The sequence below is a fragment of the Anaerococcus sp. Marseille-P9784 genome (genome assembly GCF_902500265.1).
Classification (GTDB): domain Bacteria; phylum Bacillota; class Clostridia; order Tissierellales; family Peptoniphilaceae; genus Anaerococcus.
Window position 1 is genome coordinate 383710 of the sequence record NZ_CABVOZ010000002.1, and the last position, 17831, is coordinate 401540.

The 17831-nt window shown below is 33.5% G+C and carries 12 protein-coding genes; 2 read left to right on the forward strand and 10 right to left on the reverse strand.

The genetic code is table 11. The features are described from left to right. Window positions 1-10 precede the first annotated feature (10 nt). Together rpsG and rpsL are read right to left on the reverse strand one after the other, a co-directional pair. The gene (gene rpsG / locus GAN53_RS05750; protein ID WP_151409905.1) at window positions 11-481 is read right to left on the reverse strand and encodes a 30S ribosomal protein S7; all 471 of its coding nucleotides are present in this window, start codon (window positions 479-481) and stop codon (window positions 11-13) included. A gap of 117 nt (window positions 482-598) precedes the next feature. Next, a complete protein-coding gene (rpsL, locus tag GAN53_RS05755; protein WP_099320990.1) occupies window positions 599-1012 on the reverse strand; it encodes a 30S ribosomal protein S12 in 414 nt (137 codons plus the stop codon). A 205-nt stretch (window positions 1013-1217) separates the two neighbouring features. Between rpsL and tpx the strand changes: the two genes are divergently transcribed. Together tpx and GAN53_RS05765 are read left to right on the forward strand one after the other, a co-directional pair. Next, on the forward strand, window positions 1218-1715 hold the full coding sequence (gene tpx, locus GAN53_RS05760) for a thiol peroxidase (protein WP_151409906.1): 498 nt from the start codon (window positions 1218-1220) through the stop codon (window positions 1713-1715). Window positions 1716-1961: 246 nt separating this feature from the next. After that, entirely contained in the window at window positions 1962-2771 is an 810-nt protein-coding gene (locus tag GAN53_RS05765; RefSeq protein ID WP_151409907.1) for a PepSY domain-containing protein, read from the forward strand. 52 nt (window positions 2772-2823) lie between these two features. Here the strand turns inward: GAN53_RS05765 and GAN53_RS05770 are convergent, their stop codons facing one another. From GAN53_RS05770 to GAN53_RS05805, 8 genes are all read right to left on the reverse strand, one after another. After that, entirely contained in the window at window positions 2824-4116 is a 1293-nt protein-coding gene (locus tag GAN53_RS05770) for a ClC family H(+)/Cl(-) exchange transporter (RefSeq protein ID WP_151409909.1), read from the reverse strand. Between the two features lie 141 nt (window positions 4117-4257). Next, on the reverse strand, window positions 4258-5304 hold the full coding sequence (locus GAN53_RS05775) for an ABC transporter ATP-binding protein (protein WP_151409912.1): 1047 nt from the start codon (window positions 5302-5304) through the stop codon (window positions 4258-4260). An 8-nt stretch (window positions 5305-5312) separates the two neighbouring features. Further along, window positions 5313-6443, reverse strand: a complete 1131-nt coding sequence (locus GAN53_RS05780; protein ID WP_151409914.1) for an ABC transporter ATP-binding protein — start codon at window positions 6441-6443, stop codon at window positions 5313-5315. A 5-nt stretch (window positions 6444-6448) separates the two neighbouring features. Next, complete coding sequence (locus GAN53_RS05785) at window positions 6449-7366, reverse strand: ABC transporter permease (RefSeq protein ID WP_151409916.1); 918 nt, start codon at window positions 7364-7366, stop codon at window positions 6449-6451. 8 nt (window positions 7367-7374) lie between these two features. Next, window positions 7375-8301, reverse strand: coding sequence for an ABC transporter permease (locus tag GAN53_RS05790; protein ID WP_151409918.1), 927 nt, complete (start codon window positions 8299-8301; stop codon window positions 7375-7377). A gap of 70 nt (window positions 8302-8371) precedes the next feature. Continuing rightward, on the reverse strand, window positions 8372-10069 hold the full coding sequence (locus GAN53_RS05795; protein WP_151409920.1) for a peptide ABC transporter substrate-binding protein: 1698 nt from the start codon (window positions 10067-10069) through the stop codon (window positions 8372-8374). A gap of 286 nt (window positions 10070-10355) precedes the next feature. Continuing rightward, window positions 10356-13907 (reverse strand): DNA-directed RNA polymerase subunit beta', encoded by a 3552-nt coding sequence (rpoC, locus tag GAN53_RS05800; RefSeq protein ID WP_151409922.1) that lies wholly within the window; start codon window positions 13905-13907, stop codon window positions 10356-10358. An 8-nt stretch (window positions 13908-13915) separates the two neighbouring features. Further along, window positions 13916-17683, reverse strand: a complete 3768-nt coding sequence (locus GAN53_RS05805) for a DNA-directed RNA polymerase subunit beta (protein WP_151409924.1) — start codon at window positions 17681-17683, stop codon at window positions 13916-13918. Window positions 17684-17831 lie beyond the last annotated feature (148 nt).

Sequence of the window (17831 nt, forward strand, 5' to 3'; positions counted from 1 at the left end):
CCCCCTAAATTTAGTATCTGTAGTGTGCAAATGCTTTATTTGCTTCTGCAGCTCTATGCATTTCTTCTTTTCTCTTTACAGCTGCACCAGAGTTGTTAGATGCATCTAAAATTTCTTTAGATAATCTTTCAACCATTGTTTTTTCACCACGAGCTCTAGAAAAGTTTACTAGCCATCTTAAAGCTAGAGTTTGTCTTCTTTCTGGTCTAACTTCCATAGGAACTTGATAGTTAGCACCACCAATTCTACGAGCTTTAACTTCAAGTGTTGGCATTATATTTTCCATAGCTTGGTAGAAAACTTCTAGTGCGTCATTTCCTGTCTTTTCTTCTACGATATCAAATGCTTCGTAGACGATTCTTGTAGCAAGGCCTTTTTTGCCATCAAGCATAACGTTGTTGATAAGTTTTGTTACAACTCTGTCGTTATACTTAGCATCAGGCATTACTTCTCTTTTTGGTATATGTCCCTTTCTTGACACTTTGCTTCCCTCCTTTACCAATTTTTAAGTAATATCATTAGTACTCGACTAAATATATCGTTGTGTGCAAGAATGATTTCTATATATAATAGGTACATTATGCACTTATTTTAGATCCTAGTTTTGGCCTTTTTTAGCGCCGTATTTAGATCTACCTTGTTTACGTCCGTTAACTCCTGCAGTATCAAGAGTACCTCTTATGATGTGATAACGCACACCTGGAAGGTCCTTTACTCTTCCACCTCTGATTAGCACAACACTGTGTTCTTGTAAGTTGTGACCAATACCTGGAATGTATGAAAGTACTTCCGCACCATTAGTTAGTCTAACTCTGGCAACTTTACGCAAAGCTGAGTTTGGCTTTTTTGGTGTTACGGTTCTAACTGATGTACAAACTCCACGTTTTTGTGGTGATTGGTTAGGAGTAATTCTACTTTTTAAAGTATTGTAGTTATAACCTAAAGCTGGTGTATTTGATTTAGATTTTTCACTTTTTCTACCTGTCCTAACAAGTTGGTTAATTGTAGGCATAATGCACCTCCTTTTCTTTTATAATTTAACAATATTGGCAAGCATGCCAATACTTAAATATTCTACTATCTTCTAGTTGATATGTCAACTAAATTTCAACAACTAAGAGATATTAATGATAACTTTCAGAAAAATTTTAAAAAAATAATTTATTTAAAAATTTAATGGTATAATAAAAATGTAAATAAATTTTGGAGGTTTGAAAATGAAAATAACATTTGCAGGAAATGATGTAAATTTACTAGGAAAAGAAATTAAAGTTTCTGATAAAGCGCCTGAATTTAAGGCAACAAAAAATGATTTGTCAGTTTTTGACAGCAAAGAAAATGAAGGAAATGTGATAGTTTACTCAGTTGCTCCATCTCTTGATACAAGCGTATGTGCTTTGCAAGCAAAAAGATTTAACCAAGAAGCAAGCAAACTTGAAAATGTAAAAATCGTAACAATAACTGAAGATTTGCCATTTGCTCAAGCTAGATTTTGCTCAAATGAGGATATAGAAAATACCATAATGGTTTCAGATTATAAAGATCGTGAATTTGGAGAAAAATACGGATTCTTGATGGAAGAAAACAAATTACTAGCTCGTGGAGTTGTAATTGTAGACAAAGATGGAATTGTTCAATATGTAGAATACGTTCCAGAAGTAACAAACGAAGTAGACTTCGATAAAGCTTTAGAAGAAGTTAAAAAATTAATCTAATAATTTGAGGCTAGCTTATAGCCTCTTTTTTTATGGCTTTTTACAAAACATTACATAGATTAATAATTTTTTAGGAAGAATTGCAAAATATTATTATAGACGACTAATAAATTTTTATTATCACTTATTTAAAATTATTTTAATTATACAAATAAAATAACTATATTTTCATATTGACAATTTTTAAATTGTTGGTATTTTAAAATTAACAAATATAAAATTCCATCGTAATATTAGGAGTCAAATATGAAAATAAAAAAATTTATTAATATCTTTATATGTGTAACATTTGCACTTATCCTATTTTCGTGTACAGCTAATCAAAGTAAAAATATCAAAGCCGATGAAAGTAAAACTAGTAACGACAATGAGAAAATTTCTGATGAAAAAATCATAAATGTTCTTAAAAATTTAGGTTATGACATATCAAAAGAAGAATTTGACAAAAACTATAAGAAAAATATAAAATCCGGAAAACTTGAAGTTTTAGGAGATAAGAGCAGTAGTCTTCTTTTTGATAATAAAGGAGAACTTATTCATGCAGATTTTTTAGATTTACTAGAATTTTCTGATAATGAAATTGATAAAAATTACCCTAGCGAAACTTTTGTAGAATCAATCAAGGAAAATTTTATAGATAAAAATTACACTGAAGCATTAAAATCTGATTTTACTAAAGATTACATTGCGTATTCATTTTATGAGAAAAATCCAGCAGGAGTTTTTAATCCATACGATCAAATCAGAGTGGTTTTTGATAACTTAAAAGATAGGGTAATTTTATATAGTAAATTTAATGACTATAAAATCGAAAAAGAAGCAAAAATTAGTGAAGATGAAGCTAGTAAAATTGCTCTTGATTTTCTAGATAATAAAGCTAGTAAGGTAGACAAAATTACTTTGACCGTTGTTGATTCAAATGATTTTTTCGATGAAAATAAACAAAAAGAAAAAGAAAGTAAAGATTTGCATCTAGCATATATTGTAGAAATTGCTGATGATATGGTTTATGTAGATGCATATAACGGAAAAATAATCGGAGGAGATTCATATTAATAAAGGAACTGACCTATATTTTGTTAAACAATTTATAGGTCAGTTTTTTAATTTATTTTTTTATCAAAATCTCATACAAGTGATCATAGAAAGGTTTTGATTTAAAGATTTCTGCTGTGGAGTAGGATACTAAGCTTACTACTGATAGGCCTAATAAATAGTTAAAAGCTCCTCCTGTCATTTCCAAAACCAAGATTATTGCTGTAATCGGTGTTCTTACTATGGCTGAAAAGTGGCCACACATTGCCATCATGGAAAATACCAAAATTAATTGCGGATCAATTAAGCCTATATTTGCTAAAAAGCTTGCAAATATATTTCCTGCAAGTGAACCTATTACTAAAAGTGGAACTAAAGATCCACCTGGTATGCTCACTCCAAAAGCCAAGGCTAATAATAATATTTTTGCAAAATACAAAAAAAATAGTCTTCCTAGATTTGGATTTCCTTTTATAGGGAAAAATATATAAGATTCTCCTGAAGAAAATAGGTTAATATCGACCAATAAAACAAGTCCTGTGATTATGAAAGGAATCATATATTTTAAGAAAGGATTAATATTAATTTTTCCAAAAAATCCCTTAGACCCAATAACTATCTTGTTAAAAAATACTCCAGATAAGCCTGTAATTAATCCTAAAATTACTAGATGAATTATCATTTTTAGATGCATCACTTGAAATTTTGGAACATTTACCAAGGCTGGCAAATTTCCAAAGATTAGATCTGAAGTAATAACTGCTGAGAAAATTGTGATTGCTGTTGATAGAAAAACTTTTCTGTCAGTTTTTTTGAAAATTTCTTCTATGGTAAATAAAACCCCAGCCATTGGAGCGTTAAAAGCTACTGCTAGTCCTGCTCCTGCTGATGCTCCTATAAAATAAGACTTATCTTCTTCTGATTTGGTCATTTTATGGGCTATATCTCCAAGAAGACCGCCAATTTGTACGGACGGACCTTCTCTACCAAGAGTAAGTCCTGAACCAATTGTTAGAATACTTGCTATAAATTTCCTAATTAGAGTTCTAAAAGAATCGACATTTAGCTTATCATTTAACATAGCATAGATAACGGGGATTCCAGACCCATTGATATTTGGATCTTTTTTTGACAAATAATAAATAAAACTTCCTATAATGAAAAATAAGGCAATTATTAAAATGGAATAAGAAATATTTCCCTTAGCTCTTGCAAATAAATCGAGCATTAGGCTTGAATAAAATTTAATAAGCGTCTTAAAACTTCCTATAACTATTCCACATAAAATTCCTGTCCCTACAAATGTTAGTATTGTGGATAATTTTTTGGGACTATATGTACGATTAAAGTGCTTTTTTTTAGCCATAATTCCTCCTATGTTTTTTATTATAACAGAAATTGGCCGATGATTTAATTATAAAAAATAAATTTTTCAATAAAAAAACTAACTCTTTAAAGGCTTTTGCCATTTAAGGTTAGTTTTTGCTATTTATTCTGTTTCTTTAAATTAGAGTTTTATTTCTTCTTTTTTCTCTAATTCTTTTTTCATTCTTTCGATTTTTTCTATACCTTGTTCTAGTCCTTGATCATATAGGTGGCAAGCACATAGATGGTTTGGCTCAAGTTCTACTAGAGATGGTCTTTCTTTTTTACAAATATCCATTGCATATTTGCAACGAGTGTTAAATTTGCAACCAACAGGCGCATTGATTGGTGAAGGAATTTCTCCTTCTAGTTTTTCATAGCCTGCTGTTGATACATCAGGATCAGGTATAGGAATTGCTGATATCAAAGCTTGGGTGTATGGGTGATATGCACTAGCATAAATTCTTTCTGATCTTGCAACTTCAACCATAGATCCTAAATACATTACTCCAACCCTATCTGAAATGTGTGAAACCATTGATAGGTCGTGAGAAATAAATAAGTAGGTCAACTTTCTAGTATTTTGCAATTCTATTAATAAGTTTACAACTTGAGCTTGGATACTAACATCAAGAGCTGATATTGGCTCATCGCAAATGATAAATTCCGGCTCAACTGCAAGTGCTCTTGCTATACCTATTCTTTGTCTTTGTCCACCAGATAGTTCGTGAGGAAATCTTGCACCATGTTCGGCGTTTAGCCCTACAGTTTGCAAGAGATCTGAAACTTTAGCTTGAATTTCTTTTTCCTTCATATCCTTAAAGTGAACACGAATTCCTTCAGAAATTATATCTCCAATGGTCATTCTAGGGTCAAGGGAAGCGTAAGGATCTTGGAAAATCATTTGTGCTTGTTTTCTAAATTTCTTTTGTTGAGTTTTATCAAGTTTTGTTATATCCTCGCCCTTATATTTTATTGTTCCATTGGTTGGTTCATATAATTTGATAAGAGTTCTACCAAAGGTAGTTTTTCCACAACCTGATTCTCCTACAAGTCCAAGTGTTTCACCCTTATATATATCAATACTTATGTCTTCGCAAGCTTTTAGTTCTTGGTTTTTGCCAACTCTAAAAAACTTGTCCATATTTTTAACTTCTACAAGTACTTCTTTATTTTCTCTATTTTCCATAAAAACTCCTATATAGGTTTTTCTACTTTTGGTGCATATTCATGATTTAACCAGCATTTGCACTTGTGGAATTTAGAGAATTCATAAAACGGTGGTTTTTGAGCCCTGCAAATTTCCATAGCATATTCGCACCTATCTACAAAAGGACAACCTTTGATATCTTGAATTAGATCTGGAGGTGTACCCTTTAATGAATATAAAGCTTCATCTTTTGTAGAGTTCATCTTTGGAACTGATTTTAATAAAGCCCAAGTGTAAGGGTGTTTACCATCATAGAAAATTTCTCTAACAGTTCCTGTTTCCATTATTTCGCCAGCATACATTATTTGAATTCTATCTGCAAAATCTGCTACTACACCAAGGTCATGAGTTACAAGAACTATAGATGTATTTTGTTTATCTTTTAGTTCTCTTAATAAGTCGATGATTTGCGCTTGAATTGTTACATCCAAAGCTGTTGTTGGCTCGTCTGCTAGTATAACATTTGGATTACAAGCAAGAGCAATTGCTATCATAACTCTTTGACGCATACCGCCTGAAAGCTCAAATGGATATTGGTTAAATCTTTTGGCAGCATTTGGTATATTTACAGTTTCAAGAAGTCTAATAGCTTCTTCTTTTGCTTCAGCTTTGCTCATTTTTGTATGAATTAACAAAGATTCTGTAATTTGTTTACCAATTTTTGTAGTTGGATTTAAAGATGTCATAGGGTCTTGGAAAATCATTGAAACTTCTGAACCCTTGTAATCTTTAAGCTCATCTTTACTCATATGAATAACATCCTTACCCATATAATTAATTACAGAGCCTTCTTGGATTATTGCATTGTTTGGCAAAATTTGAAGAATTGACTTACTTACAACGGTTTTACCACAACCAGATTCACCAACTAAAGCTAAAACTTCTCCATCATAAATATCAAAGCTAACTCCTCTTATCGCCTTTACTTCTCCAGCATAGGTATCAAAGTGTAAGTTTAAATCTCTAACTTCTATAACCTTATCCCTATTTTCGTAAGACAATATTTGATGATGACTAACTCTATCAACGCTTAAACTATCATCTTTTATAATATTTTCTTTGTTTGTTTCATTCTCACTAATATTATTAGCTAAGTTAAATGTTTTTACTTCTGTCATATTACCTACCTTCTAAGATTTGGATCAAGGGCATCTCTAAGTCCATCGCCAAGGAGTGTAAATGAAAGCATTGTTAGGGCAATCATCAAAGCTGGGAATAGCAATTGGTATGGATAGAATTGGAAATAACTTTGTGCTGCAGAAACCATAGCGCCCCAAGAAGTTTCAGGTGGTTGTACACCAAGTGATAAATAACTTAGGAAAGCTTCTGAGAAAATATAACCTGGTACATCAAAAGAAATTGAAACCAAAATTACATTTAAAGTATTTGGTAGTAAGTGTTTTAAAACTATGTCTTTATTGCTTACACCAAGAACTTGAGCAGCCTTAATATAGTCATATTCCTTCAAGGATAAGATTTGTCCTCTAACAAGTCTTGCAAGACCACACCAACCAGTGATAGTCATGGCAAGAATAAGAGTACCAATTCCTGATGTACCAAGTGCAAGTCTTAGAATTATTACTATAAGTATATAAGGAATTGAAATTAAAATTTCAACAATTCTCATCATTATAGTATCAACTTTGCCACCAAAATAAGCAGAAATAGCTCCATAAACACTACCAATAACAGTAGAAATCAAAGCACCTGCAATACCAATGGCAATAGAAATTCTACCACCTCTCCACAATCTTGTGAAAATATCACGACCGAGGTTATCAGTACCAAACCAAAACTGGCTGTTTGGTGTTTGGTTTTTTGCTCCAACCATTTGATTAAACTCATATGGTGTTAGCATTGGTCCAATAATAACCATAACTGTCAAAATAATTAAGATGATAAGAGAAATTAATGCGAGTTTATTTTTCTTAAATCTTCTCCATGCATCTGACCAATAAGTAACAACTGGTCTTGCTATAAATTCTGAAGATTTTTGGTCATCAGAAATTTTATTAAATAAGGATTTATCAATACTTTGCATAAATTCTCCTATTCAGCTAATTTTATTCTTGGATCTACTAATCCATAAACTATATCTACTAACAATTGTACAACTAAGAATAATGCTGCATAAAATATAGTAGTTCCAATGATAAATGGATAGTCTCTTGAAGTAACTGAGTTTACAAAATAATATCCAAGTCCTGGAATTGAAAACATAGTTTCGATAATGAAGGATCCTGTAAATATTGCTGCTACTTGTGGTCCAACTATTGTAACTATTGGTAGCATAGCATTTCTTAGAACGTGTTTGGTTATAATGTTAAATTTAGAAACACCCTTAGCTTGGGCAGTCAAGATATAATCTTGATTTAAAACTTCTAGAACATTACTTCTCATATATCTAGAATATGTTGCAATAGAACCAAAACATAGGGCAATAGTTGGTATAACAGAATATTTAAATTCTCCTGTCCAACCAGAAGTTGGGAACCATCCCTTTTTTACACCCATCCAATATTGAAGAAGTGATCCTAAAACAAAGACTGGGACTGTGACTCCAATAATTGCAATAATTTTAATAACCGAGTCAGGCCATCTATTTCTGGTAAGAGCTGCTACAATACCAAAAGTAAGGCCTATTACAATACCTACTATCATTGCTTGCCCACCAACTTTACCAGAAATTGGTGCAGTTTCCTTAATAGTTCCACTAACTGATCTACCTGCAAATTTAAAACTTGAACCTAAATCTCCATGCATAGCATTTTCTAAGAACATTTTATATTGTTCTGTGGTAGACTTATCCAAACCGTATTTTATCCTATAGTTTTCGAGCGTTTGGGCTGGAAGTGTTTTACCTGCTGCTGTCAATGGATCACCTTGAATATTGTGCATTAGGTAAAATGTTATTGTGGTTATTATAAATAAGGTTATAACCATATATAATAACCTCTTTAGTATGTATTTCGCCATTATATCTCCTAAAATTGCAGAAGCTGTTAGAATCTAACAGCTTCTTACTTTTCTTATATTTTCTCTATTCTTATTTAATCTTGATATATTTATATCCAGCTGTAGAGAATTGGTTAATGTTGATATTTTCTATATTATCTTGGTAATATAGGGTTGATTTACCAGTAATAAGTGGATAGATAACATCTTCATCAACTAGCATTTGTTCAGCTTGTTTGTATAAATCAGCTGCTTTTTGATCATCAGTTTCAATTGCTGCTTCATCAATTAGTTTATCATAATCTGCGCTTGTCCAACCAGAGTTTACAGCTGCTGCATCAGATTTGAATAATGAAAGCATTGCTGATGGGTTGTTGTAATCTGCAAACCATGCTAAGAATGCTAATTGGTAGTCACCTTTTTGAACTCTACTAGATAGAACTGGCCATTCTAGTGTTTCTAGGTTAACTTTAACACCTAGTTTTTGTTGTAGGTTTTCTTGTAGGTATTCACCATATGCTTTTAAGAAAGTATCGTTTGTCATAATTAAGCTAATTTCAAGATCTTCTGGTTTTTGACCTTTGCCAATTTCATCAAGACCTTCTTGAAGTAAAGCTTTTACGTCAGAATTTTCTTCGATTGCTTTCTTTAGTGGTTCTCCAGCAAATTCTCTAAAGTTTATTGTATTTAGAGTAATACCACCTGGTACCCAGTAATAAGCTGGTGTTGATTGTCCAGAAAGAACAACATCATTTAATCCTTCTCTATCTAAAGCAAGGTTAAAGGCTTTTCTAACTTTTGCGTTTTTAAATAGCTCATCTTTGTGGTTTGGAACCATGTAATCCATTGATGGAAGTGCCACATCTGCTGTTGCGATACCTTCCATCTTATCAAATGTTTGTGTCCATTCAGGTAAGTTTGTAATTATTGACATAATTTCTTTTGCTTGGAAAGCGTTCATACGAGCGTTGATATCTGTTAATACTTTTAAGTTAACTTTTTCAAGTGATACCTTATCAGCATCCCAATATTCAGGGTTCTTTTCAAGAACTAATTGAGAGTTGTGTGTCCATTCTGTTAGTTTGAAAGGACCGCATCCTACTACTGTATCAGCTTCAGAACCAAATGCATCACCTTTTGCTTCAACAACATCTTGTCTTTGTGGGAAGCAAACTCTAAATGGAATTATTGATGTAAAGTAAGTTGCTGGATGAGATAGTTTAATTTCTAGAGTCATATCGTCTGTAGCTTTTACTCCAAGTTCATCAAGTGGTTTTTTGCCTTTGTTACATTCTGCAAAGTTTTCAATGTCTGCAAGTAAGAATGCACTTTCAGAACCACTTTCTGGATCTACTGTACGTTTAATACCATATTCGAAGTCTTTAGCTGTTAAAGGCTCTCCATCTTCCCATTTCATATTTGGTCTGATGTGGAATGTATATGTTTTACCATCTTCAGAAAGTTCCCAGCTTTCAGCTGCTGCTTCTTCAACTTTTAGTCCATCACCGTCTTCAACTAATCTTAAAAGTGGTTCATAGATGTTGTTAACTATTTTGTTACCATATGTATCTGAACCTCTTTGAGCATCTATAGAGTTTGGATCTGCTGCTATAAAAGAATTGTAAACAGTTTTATCTGCACTAGTTGCTGTCTCTGTGCTAGCTTGTTCTGTTGTTTTTGTTTCTGTGCTAGCGTCTTTGTTTTCCTCTGTTTTCTTATCTGCGTTATTTCCACAAGCTGTGAAAACTAATGCAAAAACTAAAGGAAGAACTTTAGTAAACCTTTTCATATTAAAAATTTCTCCTCCTGATTTTATAATATGTAGGTGGATTATTTTTCCCACCAACAGCATTATAACAGATAAAATGAATAATGTAAATTTTTTTTAAAGATTTTTTGCATATTTGACTAAGGTTTTCATATTTTCCTTAATTATAGTGAATAATAATACAAATATTTATCTTTTATTTCATTTGCTTTAAAGTTGATTTTTTATAAAGTGATATCTTGATATTGTTATAGCAAATTAAAAAGGACTGTTAGGGAATAAATTTTCCTTAAACAGTCCTTAAAATTTATATTTGCGCTTCTTCTTTTTCTAAAGCTTCCATGTTCATGGCAATTTGTGCATCTTCTAGCTCTTTTGTTTCATAATCTATTTCTACATCGTTGTAGCGTCTCATACCAGTTCCTGCTGGTATTAGTTTTCCTATTATGATATTTTCTTTAAGACCCATTAGATCATCGACTTTGCCTTTGATTGATGCATCTGTTAGTACTCTTGTCGTTTCTTGGAAAGAAGCTGCTGATAGCCATGAATTTGTTGCAAGAGAAGCCTTGGTTATACCAAGTAATTCTTGGCTGTATTTAGCTGGCATTTTGCCTTCTGCTTCCAATTTTTCATTAACTTGTTCCACTTCTCGTCTTTCTTGTAAGGATCCTGGTAAAAACTTACTATCTCCAGAATCTTCAATTTTTACTTTCTTTAGCATTTGACGAGTTATTACTTCTATATGTCTATCGTCAATTTCTACACCTTGGATACGGTAAACTTTTTGTACTTCCTTGGTGATATAATTTTGAACTCCAACTTTGCCTAAAACATTTAATACATCGTGTGGATCTAGAGAACCTTCTGTTAGTTGAGCTCCCTTTTCTACCACGTCTCCATCGTGAACAAGAATTCTTGAGCCAAATGGTATGTTATATTTTTGAGCATAGCCGTCTTCTGATAAGATTTCTACGTCAGTTTTCTTTTCATTTTGGATTAGACTTACTGTTCCAGAATTTTCTGCAATATAAGCAAGTCCTTTAGGTTTACGAGCTTCAAATAATTCTTCAACTCTTGGAAGACCTGAGGTTATTCCTACTCCTGCTATACCACCTGAGTGGAAGGTTCTCATGGTAAGTTGCGTACCGGGCTCACCTATTGATTGAGCTGCTATTATTCCTACAGCCTCTCCAATATTAACTGGTTTTCCTGTTGCTAAGTTTCTACCATAGCATTTTGCGCAAACACCTTGTTTTGCCTTACATTCAAGAACTGAACGTAGTTTAACTTTCTTTATACCTGCTTGTACTATTCTATCGGCTGTATCTTCATCTATTAATTGGTCTTTGCTAGCAATTAGTTCTCCATTTTCATCTTTTATATCTTCAAATGAAGTTCTACCAACTATACGGGTGTATAAGTTTTCTACTAGTTCGTTGCCATCTTTAAATTCGTAGGCTTCAACATAACTATGGGTATGGCAATCATCTTCTGTTACTATTACATCTTGAGAAATATCTACCATCCTACGAGTTAAGTAACCTGAGTCTGCTGTTCTTAGAGCTGTATCTGTAAGACCCTTACGAGAACCGTGGCTTGAGATAAAGTATTCTTGTACAGAAAGTCCTTCTCTAAAGTTTGCCTTTACTGGAATTTCTATTGTTTTACCATCAGCCTGGCTCATTAGTCCACGCATACCACCTAATTGTCTAATTTGGTTGGTTGAACCACGGGCACCAGAATCTGCAAAGATTTTTATGTTGTTATCATCACGCAAATCACTTAGTAGAGCGTCTGTTACCCTATCTGTTGTAATTCTCCAAATGTCTATTACTTTTTCATATCTTTCGTCATCTGTGATAAGACCACGTCTGTAAAGTTTTTCGTATTTGTCAACTTCGTTATCAGCTTCAGCTATGATATCCCATTTTTCTTTTGGAATGTTTACATCTGCCATAGATACTGTAAGACCTGAAAGGGTTGAGTATTTATAGCCTGTTTGTTTGATATAGTCCAAAACTTCTGCAGTTTTGATATTACCATGTTTTCTAAAACATTTACCTACTATATCTTTTAATACTCCAGAATCGATAACTTGATCAATTTCTAGTGAATATGGATCTTCTTTACGGTTTACATAGCCTAAATCTTGAGGAATTCCCTCGTTATAAATAAATCTACCTACAGAAGATTTTACAATTTTGCCCTTATCTTCTGGGTCTTTTTTGATTCTTACTGAAACTTCACTTTGAAATTCTACTGCTCCTGTTAGAAGAGCTTTTTTCATTTCATTGGTTGATTCAAAAACCATTCCCTCGCCTTTAGCACCTTCTTTGATAGTTGTTAGATAATATGCACCTAATACCATATCTTGTGAAGGGGTGGTGATTGGTTTTCCATCTTTTAGACCCAAAATATTATTTGTTGACATCATCAAAAGTCTTGCTTCTATTTGTGCTTCATTTGATAATGGCAAGTGGATAGCCATTTGGTCACCATCAAAGTCCGCATTAAATGCGTTACAAGCAAGTGGATGTAGTTTTATTGCCTTACCTTCTACAAGAACTGGCTCAAAAGCTTGAATACCAAGTCTGTGCAAAGTAGGGGCACGGTTTAATAAGACTGGGTGATCTTTTATAACTTCTTCTAAGACTTCATAAACTCTTGGATCTTTTTTCTCAACCATTTTCTTAGCAGCTTTTAGATTGTGAGCCATGCCACGATCTACGACCTTATTCATTATAAATGGCTTAAATAATTCAAGTGCCATCTCTTGTGGCAAACCACATTGGTTAAACTTTAGATCCGGACCTACAACTATTACTGAACGACCTGAATAATCTACACGTTTACCAAGTAAGTTTTGTCTAAAACGTCCGGATTTTCCTTTTAGAAGATCTGATAGAGATTTCATATTTCTATTAGAAGCACCTGTTACAGCTCTTCCTCTTCTACCATTGTCTATTAGGGCATCGACAGCTTCTTGAAGCATTCTTTTTTCATTTCTTACGATGATTTCTGGTGCTCCAATATCTAAAAGTCTTTTCAATCTGTTATTTCTATTGATTACACGTCTATAAAGATCATTTAGGTCAGATGTGGCAAATCTTCCACCTTCAAGTTGTACCATTGGTCTAAGCTCTGGTGGCATAACTGGAAGAACGTCAAGAATCATCCACTCTGGTTTGTTGCCACTGGTCAAAAAGGCATCTACAACTTCAAGACGTCTTGAAATTCTAACTTTCTTTTGACCTGTTGCTTCTTCAAGCTCTTTCATCAATAGTTCATATTCTTTTTCCAAATCTATATTTGCTAGTAATTCCTTAACAGCTTCAGCTCCCATCGCAGCCTTAAATTCTGTATCGTCTGGATATTTTTCTATTATATCTTGATATTCTGTTTCAGAGATTTCTTGCTTAACATATAGGTCTGTTTGGCCAGGATTTATTACTACATAAGAAGCAAAATAAAGAATTTTTTCAAGGATTCTAGGGCTCATATCTAGTAGCAATCCCATTTTTGATGGAATTCCTTTAAAATACCAAATATGACTTACTGGAGCAGCAAGTTCAATATGTCCCATTCTTTCACGACGAACTTTTGCCTTTGTTACTTCAACTCCACATTTTTCACAAACTACGCCCTTGTATCTAATTCTCTTATATTTGCCACAAGAACACTCATAGTCTTTGGTTGGTCCAAATATTTTTTCGCAAAATAGACCATCTTTTTCTGGTTTAAGGGTTCTATAATTGATTGTCTCTGGTTTTTTAACTTCACCATGAGACCAGGATCTGATTTTTTCAGGGGATGCAATTTTCATCCTCATCCCGTCAAAATTTTGTAATTCGCTCATAAATCTCCCTATTCTACTTCCTCGATGCTAAATCCGTCAGTGTCTGAATCTTTTTGATATAGGCTTTCAAATTCTTCTTCTATTTGAATGTCTTCACTATCTTCTTCACTTTCGCTTTCATTTTCTTCTGAACTATTCAAGTTTTGTGTTAAAGATCTAGTTTGGGATTTTATTTTTGATGCATCTATTTTGTCAACTTGACTAAATCTATCTTGTTCGTCTACATTTTCTTTAATTTCTATTACTGAACCATCATCATCTAATAGCTCAACATCTAGGGCAAGTGATTGAAGCTCTTTTACTAGAACTTTAAATGATTCTGGAGTTCCTGGATCTGGGATATTTTCGCCTTTTACAATGGATTCGTAAGTTTTTACACGTCCTGTAACATCATCTGATTTTACAGTTAGAATTTCTTGGAGGGTATGGCTTGCACCATAAGCTTCCAAAGCCCAAACTTCCATTTCTCCAAATCTTTGACCACCAAATTGTGCCTTACCACCAAGTGGTTGTTGGGTTACAAGTGAGTATGGTCCAATGGATCTAGCGTGGATTTTTTCTTCAACCATGTGATGAAGTTTTAGCATATACATTACGCCAACTGTTACTGGATTTTCAAAATTTTCCCCAGTTCTACCATCACGAAGGAGAATTTTTCCAGTTTTGTTGATATATGGTGCAGTTTTTGAAGCTTCTTCAAGAGCATCTTCAATTTCAGTATCCATTGCACCATCAAATACTGGAGTAGCTATTTTCCAACCCATAGCTCTTGCAGCAAGTCCCATGTGAACTTCAAGTACTTGTCCAAGGTTCATACGGCTTGGTATACCTAATGGGTTTAGGCAAATTTGGATAGGTGTTCCATCTGGTAAAAACGGCATATCTTCTCTTGGTAAAATTCTTGAAACGACACCCTTGTTACCGTGGCGACCACACATCTTATCGCCTACCATTATTTTTCTTTTTGTAGCTACATAAACTCTTATTACTTTATTTACACCTGGAGATAATTCGTCTCCATCTTTTTTGTCATATTCTTTTACATCAACTACAATACCTTCTTCACCATGAGGTACTTTTAGTGATGTATCGCGAACTTCACGAGCTTTTTCACCAAATATTGCACGAAGAAGTCTTTCTTCTGGTGATAATTCTGTTTCTCCTTTTGGTGAAACTTTTCCAACTAGGATATCGCCAGATTTTACCTCAGCTCCTATACGAATGATTCCATTAGCATCGAGGTTTTTCTTCATATCATCGCCGACATTTGGTATATCTTTTGTTATTTCTTCAGCTCCAAGTTTTGTTTCACGAGCTTCGCATTCATGCTCTTCTATATGAACTGATGTTAGAACATCATCTATAACAAGCTCCTCGTTAAGAAGCATAGCATCTTCGAAGTTGTAACCTTCCCAAGTTGTAAAGGCTATGAGGATATTTTTTCCTAAAGCAAGCTCTCCATCTTTGGTTGATGGACCATCTGCCAAAATTTCATTGGCAAAAACCTTATCGTGAAGTTTTACAATCGGTCTTTGGTTTATGGTTGTTCCTTGGTTGGCTCTTTTAAATTTAAGTAGATCGTAGACTTCAATTTCACCATTGTCATCTCTTTTTACTTTGATTTTTTCATCTCCAACGTAAACAACTTCCCCAGCGTTTTTGCTAACTACGCAAACCCCAGAGTCTTTGGCTGCCCTATGTTCTATTCCTGTTGCAACAATAGGTGCTTCAGATTTTAGTAGAGGAACTGCTTGACGTTGCATGTTGGCACCCATTAGAGCACGGGTACTATCGTCGTTTTCCAAAAATGGAATTAGTGATGCTCCAACAGAAACTATTTGTTGAGGAGAAACGTCCATATATTGGATGGATTCCCTTGGATAAATATCATTTTCACCCTTGTAACCACGTCCTGAAACTCTCTCGTTTACAAAAACATTGTTATCGTCAAGTGGTTCGTTAGCTTGAGCTATAATGAAATTATCCTCAACATCAGCTGTTAGATAGTCTATTTGGTCAGTTACCTTTCCTCCTGCTTCTACAATTCTATAAGGAGTTTCGATAAAACCATATTTGTTAACTCTTGCATAGGTTGTAAGAGAAGTTATAAGTCCTATATTAGGTCCTTCTGGAGTTTCTATCGGACAAATTCTACCGTAGTGAGAATCGTGAACGTCACGAACTTCAACTCCTGCACGATCTCTTGACAAACCACCAGGTCCTAGAGCTGATAGACGTCTTTTGTGAGTTAATTCACTCATTGGATTTGTCTGATCCATAAATTGAGAAAGTTGGGATGAACCAAAGAATTCTTTTATAACTGCAGTAACAGGTTTAATATTAATTAGTCCTTGTGGTGTTGCAAGATCTGGATCTTGGGTTGTCATTCTTTCGCGAACAACTCTTTCCATACGAGCAAGACCTACTCTAAATTGATTTTGAAGTAATTCTCCAACTCCACGAACTCTACGATTACCTAAATGGTCAATATCGTCAACATCGCCAACTCCTTCAAAAAGGTTGAATTGGTAATTTACTATGGCTAATAAGTCACTTCTTGTTATATTTTTTGGTGCAAGTTCTTTCTTTCTTTTGATCATCATAGAAAGAATTTCTTCATTATCGCTAGCTTCATCGATAATTTCTCTCATCACTGGATAATAAACTTTTTCAGCAAATTCATCTATGTCGTAATCAACATCTTCTAATTCTTCAAAAGATTTGATATCTACAAAATGATTGCCTACTATTTTTAGAACTTGATATTCATCTTCATTTGTTTCTTTTAATATATCGACAGAATTAATTCCAGCATTTTCTATGGCAATTGCTGTAGATCTATCAATAACTTCGCCTTTTTTAACGAAAAGCTCACCAGTTTCGCCATCAATTACATCTTCTGCAGCTTTTTCGCCTTCAATTCTTGGCCATAGAGCTAATTTTTGGTTATATTTGTATCTACCAACTTTTGCCAAGTCATATCTTCTATCATCAAATAATAAATTATTAATTAGGTTTTGGGCGGATTCTAAACTTGCAGGATCTCCTGGTTTAAGCTTTCTATAAATATCTATTAGTGCTTCTTCACTTGTTTGTGAATTTTCTTTTTCAAGTGTTGTTCTAAGATGTTTGGTATCTCCTAAAGCTTTTATTATTTCATCATCAGTTTGGAATAATAAGGCTCTAACCAAAGTAGTAGCTGGAAGCTTTCTTGTCCTATCCAAGCGTACATTTACTGTATGGCTAGCATCAGTATCAAATTCTATCCAAGCTCCTCTATTTGGTATAACAGTACAAGAATAAAGTTTGTCCCCGCTTTTGTCAGTTTCTTCTGCAAAATAAACGCCAGGACTTCTTACAAGCTGACTAACTATAACTCTTTCCGCACCGTTAATTACAAAGGTTGCAGAATCTGTCATCATAGGGAAATCTCCCATAAAAACTTCTTGCTCTTTTACTTCTTCTGTCTCTTTGTTGATAAGACGAGCTTTGACCTTTAAATCTCTTGAATAAGTTGTATCCTTATATTTTGCCTCTTGAATAGTATATTTTGTTTGATCGTCAAACTCATAGCCTACAAATTCAAGTATCAAATTGCCATTGTAATCCTCAATTGGAGAAATGTCTTCTAAAATTTGACCTAGGCCTTCATCTAAGAACCATTGATAAGAATCTTTTTGAACTTTTAGTAAATTAGGTAAATCTAAGACTTGAGGAAATTTAGAAAAACTCACTCTTTCAGTTTTTCCAAAGAACTCTTTGTGATATTGGACCATTAATTAAAACTCCTTCACTCTTTTAAACACGAAAGGCTAAAAATTAGCCTAAAATCCTACAAAAAATCTAGGTGTACAGATTTCTAGCAATGGCATATTATACCACAAATTACCTAGATTTGTCAACTAGAATTTCAGAAAATAATAT

Bases quoted from the DNA above. Each gene is read 5' to 3' on its own strand.
- GAN53_RS05775 (WP_151409912.1), bottom strand. From the start codon at position 5,304: ATGGAAAATAGAGAAAATAAAGAAGTACTTGTAGAAGTTAAAAATATG.
- rpoC (WP_151409922.1), bottom strand. From the start codon at position 13,907: ATGAGCGAATTACAAAATTTTGACGGGATGAGGATGAAAATTGCATCC.
- GAN53_RS05790 (WP_151409918.1), bottom strand. From the start codon at position 8,301: ATGGCGAAATACATACTAAAGAGGTTATTATATATGGTTATAACCTTA.
- GAN53_RS05795 (WP_151409920.1), bottom strand. From the start codon at position 10,069: ATGAAAAGGTTTACTAAAGTTCTTCCTTTAGTTTTTGCATTAGTTTTC.
- GAN53_RS05785 (WP_151409916.1), bottom strand. From the start codon at position 7,366: ATGCAAAGTATTGATAAATCCTTATTTAATAAAATTTCTGATGACCAA.
- rpsL (WP_099320990.1), bottom strand. From the start codon at position 1,012: ATGCCTACAATTAACCAACTTGTTAGGACAGGTAGAAAAAGTGAAAAA.
- GAN53_RS05770 (WP_151409909.1), bottom strand. From the start codon at position 4,116: ATGGCTAAAAAAAAGCACTTTAATCGTACATATAGTCCCAAAAAATTA.
- tpx (WP_151409906.1), top strand. From the start codon at position 1,218: ATGAAAATAACATTTGCAGGAAATGATGTAAATTTACTAGGAAAAGAA.
- GAN53_RS05780 (WP_151409914.1), bottom strand. From the start codon at position 6,443: ATGACAGAAGTAAAAACATTTAACTTAGCTAATAATATTAGTGAGAAT.
- GAN53_RS05765 (WP_151409907.1), top strand. From the start codon at position 1,962: ATGAAAATAAAAAAATTTATTAATATCTTTATATGTGTAACATTTGCA.
- GAN53_RS05805 (WP_151409924.1), bottom strand. From the start codon at position 17,683: ATGGTCCAATATCACAAAGAGTTCTTTGGAAAAACTGAAAGAGTGAGT.